Origin of the sequence: Microbulbifer sp. MKSA007, assembly GCA_032615215.1 — a bacterium.
Classification (GTDB): domain Bacteria; phylum Pseudomonadota; class Gammaproteobacteria; order Pseudomonadales; family Cellvibrionaceae; genus Microbulbifer.
Genome location: CP128433.1, coordinates 4,502,375 through 4,519,743 on the forward strand (window position 1 = coordinate 4,502,375; position 17,369 = coordinate 4,519,743).

A 17,369-nucleotide genomic window follows, 5' to 3' on the forward strand; every position below is an offset into this window, starting at 1 on the left:
ATTTATACCGTTACATGTGATCGAAGAAGCGTTCAATCTAAACAAGGAGCCTATGAAACACCTGAAGTGCTCCTGACTTTTGAATGACTTTGTTCTGTTACTATAAAGTGCTTATTTATCAAAAGCTTACAAAGTCTGCTTTAGCTGTAATCAGGGTTTATGCTAGTATCCATTGCCAAAATTTAGCTCATATTTTGTTCAGGTAGATACATCAATGGCTTCACAATATTGGGTGGGTGACTTCTTTGTTGATTTATCCAGAAACCAGATCACCCGACATGAGCACTCGCAAACTGTCCCCCCTAAAGCCCTTGCTGTCTTAACCCACTTAGCAAGACATCAGCGAAAAGTCGTGAGCCAGGATGAGCTACTGTCTGAGGTCTGGCCGGATACAATAGTCACACCCAATACGCTGCAAAGAAGTATTGCGCAACTTAGAAAAGCCTTTGGGGAAGATCGGAAGCAGCAGTCTTATATTAGGACCCATGCGAAACAGGGTTATAGCCTGGAATGCGATATTGTTTGGCAAGATGGTGATTCTATTCCACAGGGTAAGACAGCACCGGAAGAGGAAGCTCCCTCCCCTACTCCCCCTGAGCATGAAAAAGATATAACACCGGTTAATCCAAACCACCAAACCCAGACGATCAAACCAAATCGATTTCCAATCTTTGCACTTGTCGGGTTGGTATTATTAGTATTTGTTATATTTAAACACTCTCCGCCCGAGCAAAGCTCTCAGCTTGTATTTGATCGATTACAGGCGGTAACTGCAACTGACCGTAAAGAGTTTAGCCCCTCTTATTCGCCTGACGGTGAATATATTATATTTAATCGTTACTTAGATAAGCTCTGCGTTAATAAAATCTGGGCCAGGAATATACATACCCAGAAGGAGACGGAATTAACTCCAGAATGGGGTACTTATGGCCGCCATACACTATCACCGGATGGCAAGAAACTGGTATTTATTTCTGAAGAAGACTGCACCATACCGCTAACCCAAAATACTTGTTACAACCTGGTAAGCCTGGATTTTCAAAAGGCATTAGCCAGCCCACAGCAGCCAAATGTATTAATGCGCTGTAGAAATTCCGCGATTAAGAACCCGGTATGGCTAAATAATAATGATCTCGCTATTTTGCACAAAGAGACTGACCGTTGGCGGTTGATCAACTATTCAGTCAGGGATAATGCCAGTCGGGTTCTTTATGACCTGGAGAATGGAAACCTGGCCTATTTTGATTACTCAATAAGTGAAGGGTTAATAGCCGTAACCAGCCATCATCAAGATGGCCAGCTTTATATAGATATACTGGATTCCAAGGGGGCGCTTTTATCCAGCCACCCGATAGACTATCCGGATGAAATCCCCCAGCGCAGGACCATATCCCCTAACTTTTCACCGCTTACAGATGAGTTAATCTTTAGCACAGGGCGGCGACTCTTCTCTCTCACTTATGATGGAAAGGTCAGTAAGCTTGATTTACCCCTGGATCAGTCTGCCAGCTCGCCGGAATTCCACCCAAATGGGCAGAGGGCACTTCTGATTAAGGGCCGATACGATAGTGACATTGCATCAATACCGCTTAACCAACCTGAGTCAATCGATACACCTTCGGACGAAGATGTCAGCGAACTCTACCCAAGCACAACACGGTCGATTTTGGGAGAAGATGATGGCATTTTCCAACCCAATGGCAACTTGATTGCATTTACATCCAGGCGCTCTGGTGAAGATCAGGTGTGGATAACTGATGGCAGCGATTTACGGCAAGTCAGCCAGTTTCCAATGGATACCAATATCTACGGCATTAGCTGGTCTACCGACGGCCAAAGCATACTAGCGAGTGCCAATCAGATACTTACTAAAATCTCCCTGGGCGGTAGCAGAGGAGACTTCTCACTAGCGCATCCAGTTGACCGACTATTCCAGTGGGATAGTGTGAGTAACCTCGCGCTGTTAACTTTAACGGTTAAAGGCGTTACAAAGTTTGCGGAAGTAAACTTGGATAATCTTGAAGTAAGCATTATCAACGATACCCAAGTTAACTGGGCCCAACGAAGCGAAGATGGCCAGCTGATCTATATGGATCATATGAACCGCTTCTGGCAGCCCGGCCCTGCAGAAGATCAGCTAATCGAAGAGCTGGTTCATCAAGGCAGTGAGAAAAGGTTTGTAATCAAAGGGAATGTGATTTACTCAATCAATCGAGATGATCAGTTATGGTCCTACGACCTCGACACCGGTAACTTTTCTATTTTGAGAGCAGTGCATAGAGATATCGATTATATAACTGATATTAATCAGGAAAACCTAATGATTACCTATGTTGTTGCCGCTAAAAAAGAAGTTGCTGAGCTTTTTTTAAGAGAATAGCTCTATTACTTATACGCTCTTGATATATAGATAAAAGCAGCCTCTTTTAGCATACTCAAGTGATTTATTACCGATTGAATCGTTTCAATTCAGTAAATTTAATGGGCCTTCTTAACCTTAACTTTTATTAATTTTGAGCACACTGAAATACAGATATAAAGCTTCTAACATTACTACATAGATAAATTAGGGCACTGACAGTACAATTACAACCCAACACAAAACCTTAAAGTCATTGCTTTTATTTACAAAATAATATGCACTAGATACTAGAAAATAGACTGGATTTAGATTTGAAACTACTTTTCAACTTATTAGCTTTCACAGCTCTAATTTTTACCACCGCAGCTAACGCTGACATTTCAGAAAATAGCCTGGCGCCTCAAAAAGAGGCAAATTTTGCCCAGAATTATCTGGACCGGTTTATGCAGAGAGATTTTGACTATGTAATGAGCCTTATAGATACTGAAGTTGCTGGTACTATTTCCCCAGAAAAACTTGAGGAGATGCACGGTTATCTTCCCTCTGGCAAGCTACTCTCCACTGAACTTATCGGTTCACAGGTGAAGGTTATCAATGATAATTGGGAGGGGAGCTTCACCTTCGAATATCACTTTGAAGATGGTTGGGCTCTGGCCAGTGCATACATGATACGCACCGAAGGAAAAATTTCTATTGCCGGATTCAGTGTTTACAACACACCTGACTCACAAAAAGAACTAAATCGTTTCTCGTTATCGAATAAACCGCTTGGTCATTATTTAGTACTAACGATGGCTATCATTTTCCCAGTTTTTATCCTTGTAACCCTGGTTACCTGCATTAGAACACCGGTTCAGAAGCGAAAATGGTTATGGATACTATTCATTCTATTTAGTGTCGGAGCTATCAAGCTTAACTGGACTACTGGGGCTTACCATATAAAGCTCTTCAGCTTTCAGCTTTTTGGTGGCGGAGCGGTATCTGCAAGTGAGCATGCTCCACTAACTCTTACCGCAGGATTCCCATTAGGTGCAATAATTTTCTGGTTCAAACGCCGCAGCTTGATTGGCCAAAAAAAGAAGACCCAAAAGAGTCAGACAGAGCTTAAGGAATCAGATAATTCTGTTTGAGAGTAGCTAGTCCTACGCATAGCTGTAGAAGACCTGCTGGAGCCAACTGAGAGTCAGGGCTTTGTCTACTATCACAGTGAGCAGCTCTCCACCCCGTAGGGCTGCTCACTGGGCCGAGAAATCGACACCTTTTTCTGGAGTCGAAGATTCCAGAATATCACCACTTATTAAAAGGTTTCACTCTTAAATAATCTCATCAGCTGTTCAACCATCCACATATGAAGCTGGCTATGGTTAGATCGGCTATGCCATGCTGCAATAACTTCAAATTTTGGTGTTTGCGTGTCCAACTTAAGGGGGACAACTTTTTTGTTGGGCAGTAATCTTGAAGGGTAGAATGCAATGGTGTCTGTCGCGGCAATAATATCTGGGGCGGCGGAAAAGCTGGGTATCGACATAACAATATTGCGTTTTAGCCCCTGCATCGCAAACCACTCATCGTGTGATCCTTTGAGGTTTGCCCGTGACGGTGAAATAATCAATTGCGGAATCTCGGCCACGTCTGCCAACGTTAATGACCTACCCTTCAGCGGAGACTTTTTTCCCGCTATACAGACATGCTGCTCCTCAAATAACAGTTTGTATGGCAGATCATCCGGAATAAAATCAGGAAAGGTGAGCGCTAAGTCGATCTCACCGGCCACCATTAATTGATTGAGATTATCTGTTTCAAAGTCCCTGACGATAACTTTAAGTTCCGGAGCAGATTTACGGACAACCTCTAATAGCTGGGGTAGTACCGATTGAATCGCGTAATCCGTGGCACTAATACTAAAAATCCCTTTATAAGTTGCCGGATCAAACGCTATTGGAGTTAGCAGTGACTCTACATCCTTCAAAATAATACTGATCCTGCCTCCCAGCTGCTCAGCAACAGGGGTGGGCACCATACCGTTGCCTTGCCGGATAAACAGCCGGTCATCAAACACTTCTCTCAGCTTACGCAACTGTTCGCTTATCGCTTGCTGGGTTAACCCCACCTTTTCAGCTACCCGGGATAGGTTTCTCTCTTGAAGCAGTGCTTCCAGTATACGTAGCTGTTTTAGGTCCAAGCGGCTTATACCATTCATATTTGTAACCAAGACAAAGAGTAGTTGTTTCAAATTGTATCCTTGCACCTCTAGTATTCCCACCATCACAAGGCACAGCCAAAACTGGCTGGGGCTATTCAGTTGCCCTTATCACCGCTGCTTTTTACCTGTGTCTTTTCAAACACTCACTGCAGTCAGTTTTTAACAGGAAGGTCATTATGAAAAACGAGTCACTATTCAGTGAGATCAACCTGGGCCCTTACACCCTGAAAAACCGTATTGTTCTGCCACCCCTGACCCGATCACGCAGTAGCCAGCCTGGAAATATTGCCAATGACTTGATGGCTAACTATTACTCACAGCGTGCTGGTGCTGGGTTTATGGTTACAGAGGGCACGCAAATCGAACCCAGGGGCCAGGGCTACGCTTGGACACCTGGAATCTATTCCAAGGAACAGATCGAAGGCTGGAAAAAAGTGACCAAAGCCGTGCACGATCAAGGCGGTATCATCTTTGCCCAGCTCTGGCATGTTGGGCGTGTATCCCACACTTCACTACAGCCTGGCAATGCAGCACCCATCGCGCCATCTGCTATCCGCGCAGACGCTGTTAAGGTCTTTATCGAGACAGGCCCAGGACAAGGCGCCCTGGCTGAACCCAGTGAGCCTCGTGCGCTGACAACAGAGGAAGTTAAAGAACTGGTTCAACTTTATGCCCAGGCCGCGCGCAACGCCATGGAAGCCGGCTTCGACGGTGTTGAGCTACACTGTGCAAACGGATACCTTGTGAACCAGTTTATTTCAGAACATACCAATCATCGCGATGATGAGTATGGTGGTAGTTTAAAAAATCGTCTGCGTTTCCTTAAAGAAATTGTTGCAGCGGTATCAGAAGAAGTCGGCAGCGAACGGCTCGGTGTTCGGTTTGCACCGCTTTTCGAAAGTACCGATGAGGACAGAGTCTACCTTGGGTTGGTAGAGAGTGATCCCCACAAGACTTATATCGAGGCTATCAAGCTGCTAAACGAAGCTGGTATTGCCTATCTGTCACTGGCCGAGGCGGATTGGGATAACGCACCGGATTTGCCTGAGAATTTCTATCGAGAAGTACGTGAAATCTTTGGCGGACGCATCATGTATGCAGGAAAGTATTCCCCCGAAAAAGCTTTGCGAGTACTTGACGCAGGTAATGGAGATATCTTTGGCTTTGGCCGACCTTTTATTGCCAACCCGGATCTTCCCACGCGTATTCGCAATGAATGGCCACTCAATCAGGTTGATCCAAGCACTATGTATGGCGGTACCGAAGTAGGATATACGGACTACCCTCTCTACCAGCCGTGATCTGGTGTAGGTTGGGCTCGTTCATTATGAATTGCTAGCTGTAAGTAGTATTTCTAAAGCCCTATGGGCGCTAGTCACAAGGCTAATGAACTTATTGATTAGGAATAGGTAACCTCAGAGAGCTCTATTCTCTGGGGTTCTTTTTCCTGGCTACTTATAAGGGGTAATATTTTTAAGCTTTAAAGCTATACCTTTATCTTATGCAAACACTCATCACCCTAAAAAAATAGATTTATATCATCAGGACGATGAGTAGACCGAACTACCCTTAGGTAAAAGGTAAAACCCGAGAATTTAATAAGCCTCAAGTTTACAAGTATCTTGAGGCACCGTGAAACCATCAATATTACTACTTATTTATATTAGTATAAGATCAAGCAGCCTTCTTTGATAAAGCTACCGCAATATTACTTATCGCAACCTCCATAGAAACTTTTCCATCCAAGTAAGGCTTCCAATACTTATCAAGAAGTACTTTGTAGTCCCAGTGCCCGCTATACAGGCCACGTATTTCGGCATAAGGTACATACTCAGAGTCATCCTCGAATATCACTTTCTTAACTATTTCTCCAACGGTATAGAACTGTATCGGATGCCAAATTCCTTTATGATTGTCCAGCCCCAACCGACTAAATTCTTTATTAATGACTCGCTGCAACTTACTATTTCGACCTACTCCATTAGCATGAGAAATTTCATGGAAAAACATCTCAAACGCATACCAGTCAGTATATTCTGAATAGGTACTATTAATAATCGTTTGAAAGCTTCTCCCAGAAGTGGTAGCGCCCTGGCGCATTCCAGGTTTGTAAACAATATTTACCGTATGCTCATCAAGAACCAGCTTTTCATCAAATAGCTTTTCCAAGCTACTAGAAACCCTATCTCCATAAACATCAAGTTTACTTTTCAAATTCTGGTACCAATTAAGATTTCTCGCTTCATGAACCGGCCACAACTTGGCTTTATAAATAGTTGTGAGGTTATTTATATATGTATATAGAATATTTTCCACAGAACCTTGCTTAACGGCGTGATGTGATAACAAGAGCGCAGTTAAATCTGAAATCTCAGAATTAGACCTGATGATATGTATGTTTTTGCCAGCGCCATATTTCCTATACTCGCCAATTACAAGGTCAAAAATCTCTTGCTCCTCAACAGAAAGAGTTCCCCCCTCTTTTAAATCATTATGTAAATCTTTATCTCTCGCTAATTCATATAAATAGAGGTGTAAATTTAGTAACAGCTCATTTTTAAATTTAACCGAATGCCAATTTTTCACTCCATTGACAACTGGCATCTCAGCAAGAACAGAACAAGACAGAGCGGAAATTACTAAAGCTAAGAATAAAAGTCGAAACATAACAATGGTGCCATTTATTTTTAGTATATTTATATTTCAGAGATCATCAGATACTAATAAAAACACATAGTTCAAAATATTAGCCCATATATCAACACGATATAACTTAACCTGTATTATTATTCAAAATCCAGCGTATGGAAAAAGTAGCTGATATCCTGCAGTTAACACTTTTGAAAACTATCAACCTCAATCAGAGAGGTATTTTCAGCGGCAATAATTCAATTGATAGACTGTTTTTCAACCAAAAAGACCATTAAACAGGCAGGCAACCACTTACTCTTATTGTTATAAAGGCCACTTGTAGGACTCGTTGTTATTCCTCATGTAAAATACCTTAACCAAGTACACTGTACTGTTTTAAAGAAAACTACAATTTCCAGAGCCCAAAAAGAAATGAAGAATCTCTTGAGCATTATTACACTAGCCCTTGCTACCACTTCTTGTATGAAACTCGAGGTTCAGCCCGGCAACGTTATCGGGGACACTGTAGATGCGGGTAAAGAGGCGTTCCAAAGCATCAAGAGAAGCCGTAATGGTGAAGAAGAGAGAGACTTTTCTCACAAAATCAGCTACGATCCGACTGCCTCTAATGCAATCAACATCACCAACTGCAAGAAGGAAATGATGGAGGTGATTTCTGCCTCTGAACTTACCGTCTCACAAATTTTGACTGAATCTTCTGAAATTACTGGAGAGGAAGCTAGCAAGAGCGTACAGTGCGCTGCAAAAGTGGTAGTCACTAAGAACGCTTAAAGCACCAGACTGCTGACTTTGATATATAGTTCTGGTATAGAGCCCCTCTTGACCCTATGCCAGTTCTTGGCCCGCAGATAAACTCCCCTGATACTCCATAGCCAAGGAGTGGAAAAGTGGTTAAAAGTCTCTCAACTTTACTTACTATTATCTCGCTAAGTATATCCTCCATCCTGGCTCAGGCAGATACCCCTATCAACGAAATAAACCACTTAATGGAGTTTGTCTCTGCTTCAGAGTGTACCTTTATCCGCAACGATAGTGAGCACACCAGCCAGGAAGCAGTGGAGCATATGGAGAAGAAATATAAGTATTTCTCCAACAAAATTGATAGCGCGGAGGATTTTATTAGGCTAAGTGCAACCAAAAGCACCTTTAGTGGCAAGCTCTACCATATTCAGTGTGCCGATAAGCCTAAAGAAGAATCCCAGAGGTGGCTTCTGAACGAATTAGCACGCTACCGTGAAACGACACAACTAAGACCCAATACTAATTGAGAAATTTGCAATGCAATCAAAATAGTATGGTAAATGCCGTCACCAACTGGTTTGGCCCCGACTTCAACAAGCTAAACCCGCTACTACAACGCCTACATACAAAAGGGGCAAAGCTCTCCGGGGAAGTTAAAGTTCAGTTCGGCTCTGGATTAGCTGGAATTATAGGCAAACGAATTGCTGGAAAGCTGGGTGTCCCACAAAATACAAGGGAATCTCCTTTTTCAGTAAATATTCAGCACACACAGCATAAATTAATCTGGTCTCGTACTTTCTCAAATAGCCATTCGATGACCTCAGAATTTGTACCTATAGGGACAAGAGAAAAAGCTGGTTATTGGATTGAAAAAACAGGGATAATTAATATCCGACTTGGCGTTTCCATAGAGGAAGGAAACTGGTTTTGGGCCCCACAGTCAGTTTCTATTCTTCATATCCCAATTCCCTCAGTCTTAAGGCCCAGGATCGTCGCAGGCAAATCAATCATTAACAATCAATATCACTTTGAGGTATCGATTTCGTTACCCATTATAGGGTTCTCATTTGGCTATTCGGGCATATTGCGTGAACAACTCCCTGAAACTAGATAGCTGTGCGATTAACCTCTGGCAAAAGGTCTTTCAAAAACCTTGATTACATATACTTGTAGCCGAGCGTAACGAGAGATAATCTCACTAAAAACAATAGTGAAAGATATATGGAAAGTGAACTGCAATCACTTCGCGCGGAACTAGCCCTGCTGGAGCGAGACAATCGCCGTCGCATTGAGATATTCGAACAGCGGTTATCGGCTCTAGAAGCGCAGATACAGCAAGATACTAGGGATCAGTTAGCAAGTCAGCTCCCGGCAGTGGATGAGCCTGAAGATGAGCTATCCCAATTAATGGGTACTCATCCCTCCAGATCCCCGTCGACAAAGCAACCTAATCCCTCTCTTCCTGAAACCCCAACCCAGCCAGCAAGTACTATTACCAATGCTCCTAACAGAACCGAGAAGCCTGGTAGACAGGCTAAATGGCTATCTGAGGAGCTACCGAGCCTATTGGAACCTGCTCTCGAACCCATGAGCCGAGTATGGGGCTCCCTAATGAGTTTCTACCGGCACTACCAAAGCCAAGGGAAGGCTCCTGTCTTCTTTATGACCGCTGCCGGCATCCTGGCGCTGGTGTTTGGCTTTGCTTACCTGTTGCAGTTTTCTTTCAATGCCTATTTGGGGCCTGTAGGTAAAGTGACTTTAGGCTTCCTGGTAGCAGCGGCGACTACTACTGGTGGAGTAATGTTCAGGCGGCGCATGCCCAACATGGCGGATTACGGCTCAGGACTGATCGCTCTCGGGGTCATACTGCTTTACTTATGTGGTTACTTTACTGGGCCTTACTATCAGCTGGTTCCGATTCCTATCGCTGTGGGGCTGCTTGTAGTAACTACCGGAGTTGCTTATTTACTCGCCCTACTATTCGAGACCCGGGTTGTTTCCATGGTGACTCTGCTGGGTGGAGCCACGATGCCCTTGGTGGCCAATCATTTTGATCCATCCGCAGTTATTTATCTCAGCTACTTGTTGGTGCTCGCGCTCGCAATGCTGCGTTTGTCCAAGTTGATTCAATGGCCTCAGCTGGCAGTGGTCACCATGGTGCTCAGCGCAGGGATGTTCGAGTTTTCAGTCGCAAACTTGGGCGAGTCTAGCTCAAACTGGGGTCTGTTACTGATACTGCATGGTTTCTTCTACGGGTTTGCCCATTACATACTGGGTGGGCTTAGTGGCAAGGAAATCGATAGGAGGCGCCTCGGTTTGCTGGTAGCAAACCTGGTGCTATTTATTCATATTAGCTGGTCTCTAGCACCCACTGCTAATGCACTAGGTGTGGTTTGGTTACTCAATCTAATACCCTGGGCCGCGCTCGCCATCTACTCACGCCACCTGTTCGGATACAGTGTTAATAGTTCCTCGGCCCGTAGTATCCTCGCAATAGCTTTACTCCATGGGGGCTTGTTAACAGGCCTGGCAATTCTGGCACTTTGCAGCCCTGACTTTTTGGGCATTGTGTGGTGCCTGGAAGGCCTCCTGCTGATTTACCTTGGAATACATTTTGGTTTTGTCAGCGTGCGAAGTGAGGGCTATATCGCTCTAGCCCTCGCCGGCGCAACCTTATTCTTGCAAGCTCTCGTATGGGTGGCTGAGAGCTTGGTTCCTGCTCCACTACTATTATCCTTAGAGGTGAGTGCAGGCTGGACTAACTGGCTAACCCTCACTGCTGGGGCCTTTGCTCTCACCCAGTTATTACGCCGTAATGTCGGTAAAATCACTCCCGCAGAACAACGTTTCACTTATATCGCAGAGAATGCCTTCGGACTGCTTTTATCTGCGAGCTTCCTGCTATCGGTGGGTATTATCTGGCCGCAAGGGATGTGGTTGCTGGCACCACTGCCAATGACTTTCCTGATCTGGCGTAGCCAGCGCATGAATTCAGCATTTAGCGAGTGGCTCGGTCTCTGGCATTACCTTCTGTTGTTTGTCCCACTGTTAGCCAGTGCATCGGTTGTAGGCAACCTTCATTTCTACGATCAAATCCCCTACGGAAAAATCGCCAGTATTGAAGCTTTCCTGGGACTTTGGTTGCTTGCGGAGCTTTATCACCAGCTGAAAATACAATCACCAGGGCAGAAGCTGGCATTGGCACTGCGTAAACTCTTTTACGCTTTACTACCCATTATTGCCTTACCCACCATACTGTATAAAGCCAGTGACTACTTCACTGTTGCTATATGGTTCTCGTGTGGTATTGCCTTATTCCTCTACACATGGCTGCGGATGGAACATCTAAAACAAGAAGTTCGCATTTTGATTTCTGCTGCAAGCCTTATCACTATCGGCGGTTGTCTCCTACAAGAGTTTGTCGGCTGGCAGGGCAAGGCGATGGAGGGGTTATTACTGGGAGTCGCCAGCTTCATAGGGCTCATATGGCTTGGCCAGGGCTTAAAGCGATACCCCGCAGGTAGGGAGTGGCAGCATGCTATTCACTGGGCGCTGAAGCCTGTATTCCCGATGGCCTTCTACTATTTTGCGGCAGTACTGATAGCTGTCAGTTACACTTTAACTCATGACTTTGTCCTGTCATTACTACTCACCCAGCTCTATTTTGGAAGCCTCTTTTTCAGCCAACCCAAGCTGGGACCAGTACGCAACCAGCTTACGCCCTTCTACATACTGACACTGGGTATTTTTGAATTAATAACACTGATTCAAGTCGGAGCTGTCATTGTGAAATCGCACAATGCAGAGTGGATTGGAGCCTATAACCTGGTCTCTCTTGGCATCGCTGTCCTGCTGGCTTACCACAAAACCCTGCCTACGAGAGCCGTTTGGTCTGGTCATCGAATGGCAAATATGTGGCTGGTGCATGTTACCGCGATTATTGTTTACGTAGCTCTATTAGCACAGCTATTTGATGCCATGTGGCTACCGGCAGTTTCTTTCGCTCTCGTTGTCCATGCAACCCTACTATTATTCCAGACATTAAAGCCCGAAACTCAGAAGTTACTTAAGTTGTCACTAATTATCTACGGCATAGCTGCACTGAAGATTGTGCTCTGGGATATGCAGGACTTCTCACTAATACAGAAGATAGTCGTTTGTATGTTAGTGGGATTATGTATGCTGGGGGCGGCATATCAATATCAGAGGTTTTTATCTAGACACAAGTTGCTCGAATAGCAGCTAGTTCATCAAAGCCACATCGGGAGTTTGGTATCGACAGACTCCCGATTATTTGTCTGTCCATTTATAAGCGGGGGCCATTTACACAAAGACATTCGTAGAGGCCCAGTGGCTAACCGGTTAGCACTAGGAATTTCCAAAATAGATGAATGTCCCCGTAATGTGAAAAGCATTTCTCAGATACTCCCTAATAATAGTCTTGTTACAGAAGAAGATTAGTTTCAAAGTGGCAAGGTTCTGATCTTTTTAGGCCAAACTCCTGCTCAGCGGCTCCAACAGCCGCAAATGTTTCTTCCCGGCCCAGCCCAACTCCCCCAGGGCTAACCTGGGCTATCTGGTCGTCGACAAAATTGAAGGCGGCGTCCCCCTAAAAGAACTGCGCCTGTTCCACACAGTCGACGCTCTTGGCTTAATTCTCCTGGATACAAAAAACTCGACGGAAATCCAAGCCCCGATCCCCACCCGCGAACGCGCAGCCATCGATTGGGATATCTCCAACCGCCTGACGGAAAAGAACGAAGACTTCCTCACCTATATCAAAAGTATCCGCCGCTTCTACCGAACCGGTGGCCTTCGCCCCTCGGATTGGCAAGCCACTGGCAGTGAGTAATCCGTCGTTAAGGCCATTATTACTGGATTTTAAAAAATTAATGTATCAATCTATCAATAAGCTGATGAGATCAATGCAGTAGAAATTTGTAAAACTATAATAAGCCAATTTTTCACCTCAAAGCCAGAGAGAGAAAACCTAGAAAATATTACTTAAACATTAGCTATATAACTATATTTTATGTATCTACCAACGGTATAACAAAGATGACATCCCAACTTATATATTATGAACGCCAACATCAACTTCGAAACCAGTTTCTTGTAATTCTTATTCAGTGTTTATTTTTTATCATGCAGGATGTCTACTGGCTAGCAAACCTTTCATATCAAAGTTGAAAAAAACATCTTGTCAAAATTAACTCAAAAATTAGGTATGCTAATTTATGTTGTTTTTCTATCAATTATAGATACCTATTTTATTAGTGACCAAAAGGGTCTAATATTTGGCTTGTTAACTCTTCTAACACATTTGTTACACTATAGAAACAATCAGTCAATAATGATTTTAAACAAGTATAAATGGCTCCCATCTACTTAACTCCATAGAAAAGATTCCCCAACAATAATACTTGGCTGATAACATACCCGCTTACTGCACGAGCGTACCTCAAATAAGACGCCCCTCACAATAAAAACGTGAAATAGTTTGCATTTCATTATGTGGCCAGCACTATAATGCGGCATCCAAAATCCTGTAAGCGCTAGCGTTGTGGATAGGAACCACCAAGTCTATGTTTGAACGCCTCTTTGCCTCCAGAAAAAAGCCATTTGTACCAAATCGGGACAAACTTGAAACACTGACTGCCAACTTGTCCGGTAGCCGCTTTAGCATCTCAATACCGCCCAACAGCGTGCCCGATATTGACGAGGAATATTATGGTCCCCGTCTTGATATCTATAACCGGGAGGCCTATGACGATCTAAGTCGTGGAAAATGGTACCAAGAGGGGAGAATGCCTGGGCAGTCCATTTTAAAACGTCATTGGGGCTTTTATGGCCCCCCTGGATTTCCATGGAATATGGATTCCTTTCACTGATAGTTAGGGTCTTCCGTGTAGATGATTTACCGGAGAGTATGAGCTGCTTTAATCCAAGTCATTTAGAGCAAATCATTTTAAGAGATTTGTATTTTCGCTACGGCCCTCCCAAACTGGATATGAATCCTAGAGCAGCCCCAGTGAAATGGCAGAAAAAGGATATTAACGGTACAGACTGGCTGTACTGTGAGGCGCACCCAAAATGTAGCGAACAGGAATTACGGAAAAATCCATTTAGTGAAGCCGTTTATCACTCTCAGCTCTATGCCCCGTTGGATGACCAATACTATATTAATGTTTATTTTAATGCTATGGGCTACGCACCTGCCATTTATAGTATTACCGCCATGGATAAATTAATGTCTGAAACTTACTCAACTCTTCAATTAGAGTTGAGCCCAGCCATGCAACAGCGAAAAGAGAAAGTTATCCAACGATTTCCAAATTCACACTTTAGCGAAACCCGTACCCCAGAACCCTGGATTTACCATAAAGTGCGTGAAGGTAATTGCGGAATTGGGGAAGACTTACTTGAAGTGGTTGAAAAGGGCTCGCCGCCGCCTAGCTTTACACCTTAATAGATTTTTTACCTGTATTTATTATAAGGAAATAATATGCCAGCATTTAGAGCCGGTTGGACCAAGATTATTGAAATGGCCCCAATGGGTACAAAACAGGGCCGCGATGTCTATGTTAACAATACTCACTACCCTATGTATGAAAAAGTGAAGCAAGAGGCACAGACTAATTACTACTCTGCCACTTTACTGCGCGCACTCATAAGCCTGAATGCCGATACTGGCAGCAGTCAGAGTGCCAATGGCGCCGGGACTATTCGCTATCTGGTACGCAATGGTATGGCCATTGAGTACTATATCGACAATGGCGATGTGTTGATCCATAAACTCCATTTCGACAACTCACTGCAAACAGATTCCGGAAGTCAAGGAACAGGAGTTTACAAAGTTCAATATGATGGAAGCACTTGGGGAACAGGTGACTCTCCCGGCAAGCAAATGAATCTGAAGCATAAATGGAATGGTGCTCATTATGCAGCAGTAAGCGGTAAGTTTCGCTCAAAGGACTCTGCTGGAAAACTGTTAGTTAGGCATATTGAGAAATCCTATGGAGGGACTGAAATACTGCCCAGAGACATTCCCCAGATGGACAACTTCTACTCACTTTATTGGATTAACAATAAAGAACATAGTGCACTTCCATCTGTAGATGGCCTGACCTCCTTGATTCAGCAGGCAGCAAGCGCCAAAGAATCCGTCAACTGGTTGGTACACGGTGAGGGTGCCAAGACTTTCCAACGCGCGCTGGAAATTTTGCAGAACACCCCTTCTTTGAGCCGTTTTGAAGCAAAAGATGAGGAAATAGTTCGCAATTTGCGCAATAAAATGTCCGGACAAAAAGTTTTCTTCTCTAATCCAGTAGGAGCAAGTCCCGACAAGTTGGAAAAGCTCTGCAATGTCGTTGGCCTCACCTATGTAGATAGCAATACTAACCCCCGCAATCTTAAAACCGCCGCAGGAAGAGAAAACTCCTGGGGTGAGATTAAAAGAATCGGCGCGGCAGCGTTCACTACCGGCGGAACAGCAGTTGCCTTAAAAGAGACAGGTGTCATTAGTATTCAAAAACAAGGTAGCATGTTATCGAACGTGTTTGAAGCTGCCATGAGCAACCCTACTGCAGCCGGAGTTGGGACTGCCATATTCGCTACTGGTGTCGCTTTTGTGGTTGGTAAAACTCAGGCAACTAAGTGGGCAAGCCAAGTCCGAGCGGTACAAGCAACCGCTAGCAGTACTTTTGGACGAGGTAACGAATATTGGTATGAAAGCGATGAAGATCTTATAGAGCAGCTATCCGCTTGAGTAAGATAAGAATATTAGATTTATAAAATCAAAAGGGGGTTATAAATTAATGACTACAGGATACTCCAAAATAATTTTATAACCACTGACCTTCTCAACAGTTTTTAATTAATGTGCGACTTAGTAGAAACACCTAGTGCTTTTACAAAGTCGCAATTAAGCATTATGTACCCATCTAAAAATTAGCAGGCCACCCCTAAAGGTCACCTCCAAATTTAATCACAAAATATACATTTAAAGCTAGAAACCCTTATATATTTACAGACATCTAAAAATCGAAAGCCTCCCCGAATTAATTTACTAATGTATCCCCTAAAATCACAAAGATTAAAAAGTTAACATTTAATATATTTACCAGACAAATAAAGATTGAGAGCTTATTACAGCAATCAAGCAATTTTATTTATATCAATGCCGTCTATTTTTTCATTACTAGCATTTGATAACAGAAACTCCACCACAAATTCTATCACTTCAGTATCCCAAACCATTTTCCGATGACCAACATCGTTGATTTTAATCATCTCCGCTGCGGACCAGGTTTTATGAATCCTCTCTCCATGAAAAATTGGCACTTCATCGTCTTCGGTATCGTAAATCATCAGAAGCGGGGTCTCTTCCGGTGTATACATTTTGCACTGCAACAACTCCTGCCAAGAGTACCCTATTTGATTGGCTATCTTGTCTTGGCATAGCTCTGCTGTTCCAGGGCTCACATTCAGCATATTTTTCATAATTTCTATAATGGGCAGGGGAGCACTCGGTGAGCCAAGTATTGCGTAGCACTGGGCTTTAAGCCCAAACTCTCGAGCACGCATTGTCATCATTCCGCCCATCGAGTGACCGACGATGGCAAATATTTCCGAAAACTGTCTGGCTAGAGAGCAGATATCTTTCGCCATAATATCGAAATTACAAACCTTGCCCTCAGAGTGGCCATGAGCGGTAGCATCGATGGCTACCGCTTGGAAACCCTGATCGGCAATTGCCATTGCTAGGGTTGCCATTTTTGCAGCTTTGGCCTCCCAGCCGTGGCATAGAATCACCACAGGGCCCTCACCCCAGGACCAGGCGGTGTTTTCTGTACCTAAAGCACCCCGGTAGGTAATCTTCTTGGCTTGGGCCAGCTGCGATCTCTCACGCTCGGAGTCAGCATAGCGTCTGGGTCGTGAAGACAGATACATTGCAATATTTGCCGATAACTTTGGGGATAGTCGCCCTGTGAGCTGCATTGCTCCCTGTATTATCTTAAGCATGTTATTAAATCTCTAGCCTGGTGTCTTATATGATCATTGATAGTGAGTTTTACTGCACATCAAGCAAAATACACTGATCAGGAATCGCTAAATACATATCAACGTAAAAACACAAAATAATACAGGGCAATTTCACTCAATAAATTAACCGATTCTACAATTATCCTCGCAATAGGAAACCAAACCCTTTTCTGGGCAATCTTTCTCAGAAAATAGGAATTTATTCCCAGCAGAAGCTTACAAAGTTATACCAATAAATTACTGCGCCTCAGCTCTTGCTATCTATAAACCCAGACCTCGAAGACATCTACACTAATAATCTAGCGATAGATTACAGTATTCCTGTAGCTATCAACCCTCCTACATATTTTCAGTCGTACTTCTGGA

General features: G+C 43.8%; 13 protein-coding genes. 10 read left to right on the forward strand and 3 right to left on the reverse strand.

The window, feature by feature from the left end:
• Nucleotides 1-214: 214 nt before the first annotated feature.
• Nucleotides 215-2,380 carry a winged helix-turn-helix domain-containing protein gene (locus QT397_22955; GenBank protein ID WNZ55674.1) on the forward strand — a complete coding sequence of 722 codons (2,166 nt, stop codon included), beginning with the start codon at nucleotides 215-217 and terminating at the stop codon, nucleotides 2,378-2,380.
• 293 nt (nucleotides 2,381-2,673) lie between these two features.
• Complete coding sequence (locus QT397_22960; GenBank protein WNZ55675.1) at nucleotides 2,674-3,492, forward strand: hypothetical protein; 819 nt, start codon at nucleotides 2,674-2,676, stop codon at nucleotides 3,490-3,492.
• Nucleotides 3,493-3,659: 167 nt separating this feature from the next.
• Here the strand turns inward: QT397_22960 and QT397_22965 are convergent, their stop codons facing one another.
• Complete coding sequence (locus tag QT397_22965; protein WNZ55676.1) at nucleotides 3,660-4,562, reverse strand: LysR family transcriptional regulator; 903 nt, start codon at nucleotides 4,560-4,562, stop codon at nucleotides 3,660-3,662.
• Nucleotides 4,563-4,741: 179 nt separating this feature from the next.
• On the opposite strand from QT397_22965, the gene QT397_22970 reads away from it, so the two are divergent.
• Nucleotides 4,742-5,866 carry an alkene reductase gene (locus tag QT397_22970; protein ID WNZ55677.1) on the forward strand — a complete coding sequence of 375 codons (1,125 nt, stop codon included), beginning with the start codon at nucleotides 4,742-4,744 and terminating at the stop codon, nucleotides 5,864-5,866.
• 373 nt (nucleotides 5,867-6,239) lie between these two features.
• On the opposite strand, the gene QT397_22975 is transcribed toward QT397_22970, so the two are convergent.
• Nucleotides 6,240-7,232 carry a hypothetical protein gene (locus QT397_22975; protein ID WNZ55678.1) on the reverse strand — a complete coding sequence of 331 codons (993 nt, stop codon included), beginning with the start codon at nucleotides 7,230-7,232 and terminating at the stop codon, nucleotides 6,240-6,242.
• A 447-nt stretch (nucleotides 7,233-7,679) separates the two neighbouring features.
• Here QT397_22975 and QT397_22980 point away from each other — a divergent pair, with 447 nt between their 5' ends.
• The 7 genes from QT397_22980 (at nucleotide 7,680) to QT397_23010 (ending at nucleotide 15,726) form a co-directional block, all read left to right on the forward strand.
• Nucleotides 7,680-7,988 carry a hypothetical protein gene (locus QT397_22980; GenBank protein ID WNZ55679.1) on the forward strand — a complete coding sequence of 103 codons (309 nt, stop codon included), beginning with the start codon at nucleotides 7,680-7,682 and terminating at the stop codon, nucleotides 7,986-7,988.
• A 116-nt stretch (nucleotides 7,989-8,104) separates the two neighbouring features.
• Nucleotides 8,105-8,485 carry a DUF5329 domain-containing protein gene (locus tag QT397_22985; protein WNZ55680.1) on the forward strand — a complete coding sequence of 127 codons (381 nt, stop codon included), beginning with the start codon at nucleotides 8,105-8,107 and terminating at the stop codon, nucleotides 8,483-8,485.
• 26 nt (nucleotides 8,486-8,511) lie between these two features.
• Complete coding sequence (locus QT397_22990) at nucleotides 8,512-9,072, forward strand: DUF4166 domain-containing protein (protein ID WNZ55681.1); 561 nt, start codon at nucleotides 8,512-8,514, stop codon at nucleotides 9,070-9,072.
• Between the two features lie 107 nt (nucleotides 9,073-9,179).
• Nucleotides 9,180-12,197, forward strand: a complete 3,018-nt coding sequence (locus QT397_22995; protein ID WNZ55682.1) for a DUF2339 domain-containing protein — start codon at nucleotides 9,180-9,182, stop codon at nucleotides 12,195-12,197.
• A 1,346-nt stretch (nucleotides 12,198-13,543) separates the two neighbouring features.
• Nucleotides 13,544-13,849, forward strand: a complete 306-nt coding sequence (locus QT397_23000) for a hypothetical protein (GenBank protein WNZ55683.1) — start codon at nucleotides 13,544-13,546, stop codon at nucleotides 13,847-13,849.
• A gap of 38 nt (nucleotides 13,850-13,887) precedes the next feature.
• Nucleotides 13,888-14,427 carry a hypothetical protein gene (locus tag QT397_23005; protein WNZ55684.1) on the forward strand — a complete coding sequence of 180 codons (540 nt, stop codon included), beginning with the start codon at nucleotides 13,888-13,890 and terminating at the stop codon, nucleotides 14,425-14,427.
• A 36-nt stretch (nucleotides 14,428-14,463) separates the two neighbouring features.
• Entirely contained in the window at nucleotides 14,464-15,726 is a 1,263-nt protein-coding gene (locus QT397_23010) for a hypothetical protein (GenBank protein ID WNZ55685.1), read from the forward strand.
• A gap of 389 nt (nucleotides 15,727-16,115) precedes the next feature.
• Here the strand turns inward: QT397_23010 and QT397_23015 are convergent, their stop codons facing one another.
• Nucleotides 16,116-16,982, reverse strand: a complete 867-nt coding sequence (locus QT397_23015; protein WNZ55686.1) for an alpha/beta fold hydrolase — start codon at nucleotides 16,980-16,982, stop codon at nucleotides 16,116-16,118.
• Nucleotides 16,983-17,369 lie beyond the last annotated feature (387 nt).

Excerpts from the sequence above, each read along its gene's own strand:
- QT397_23000 (WNZ55683.1), top strand. The coding sequence starts at position 13,544 with ATGTTTGAACGCCTCTTTGCCTCCAGAAAAAAGCCATTTGTACCAAAT.
- QT397_22975 (WNZ55678.1), bottom strand. The coding sequence starts at position 7,232 with ATGTTTCGACTTTTATTCTTAGCTTTAGTAATTTCCGCTCTGTCTTGT.
- QT397_22965 (WNZ55676.1), bottom strand. The coding sequence starts at position 4,562 with ATGAATGGTATAAGCCGCTTGGACCTAAAACAGCTACGTATACTGGAA.
- QT397_23015 (WNZ55686.1), bottom strand. The coding sequence starts at position 16,982 with ATGCTTAAGATAATACAGGGAGCAATGCAGCTCACAGGGCGACTATCC.
- QT397_22995 (WNZ55682.1), top strand. The coding sequence starts at position 9,180 with ATGGAAAGTGAACTGCAATCACTTCGCGCGGAACTAGCCCTGCTGGAG.
- QT397_22990 (WNZ55681.1), top strand. The coding sequence starts at position 8,512 with ATGGTAAATGCCGTCACCAACTGGTTTGGCCCCGACTTCAACAAGCTA.
- QT397_22955 (WNZ55674.1), top strand. The coding sequence starts at position 215 with ATGGCTTCACAATATTGGGTGGGTGACTTCTTTGTTGATTTATCCAGA.
- QT397_22970 (WNZ55677.1), top strand. The coding sequence starts at position 4,742 with ATGAAAAACGAGTCACTATTCAGTGAGATCAACCTGGGCCCTTACACC.
- QT397_22980 (WNZ55679.1), top strand. The coding sequence starts at position 7,680 with ATGAAACTCGAGGTTCAGCCCGGCAACGTTATCGGGGACACTGTAGAT.
- QT397_23005 (WNZ55684.1), top strand. The coding sequence starts at position 13,888 with ATGAGCTGCTTTAATCCAAGTCATTTAGAGCAAATCATTTTAAGAGAT.
- QT397_23010 (WNZ55685.1), top strand. The coding sequence starts at position 14,464 with ATGCCAGCATTTAGAGCCGGTTGGACCAAGATTATTGAAATGGCCCCA.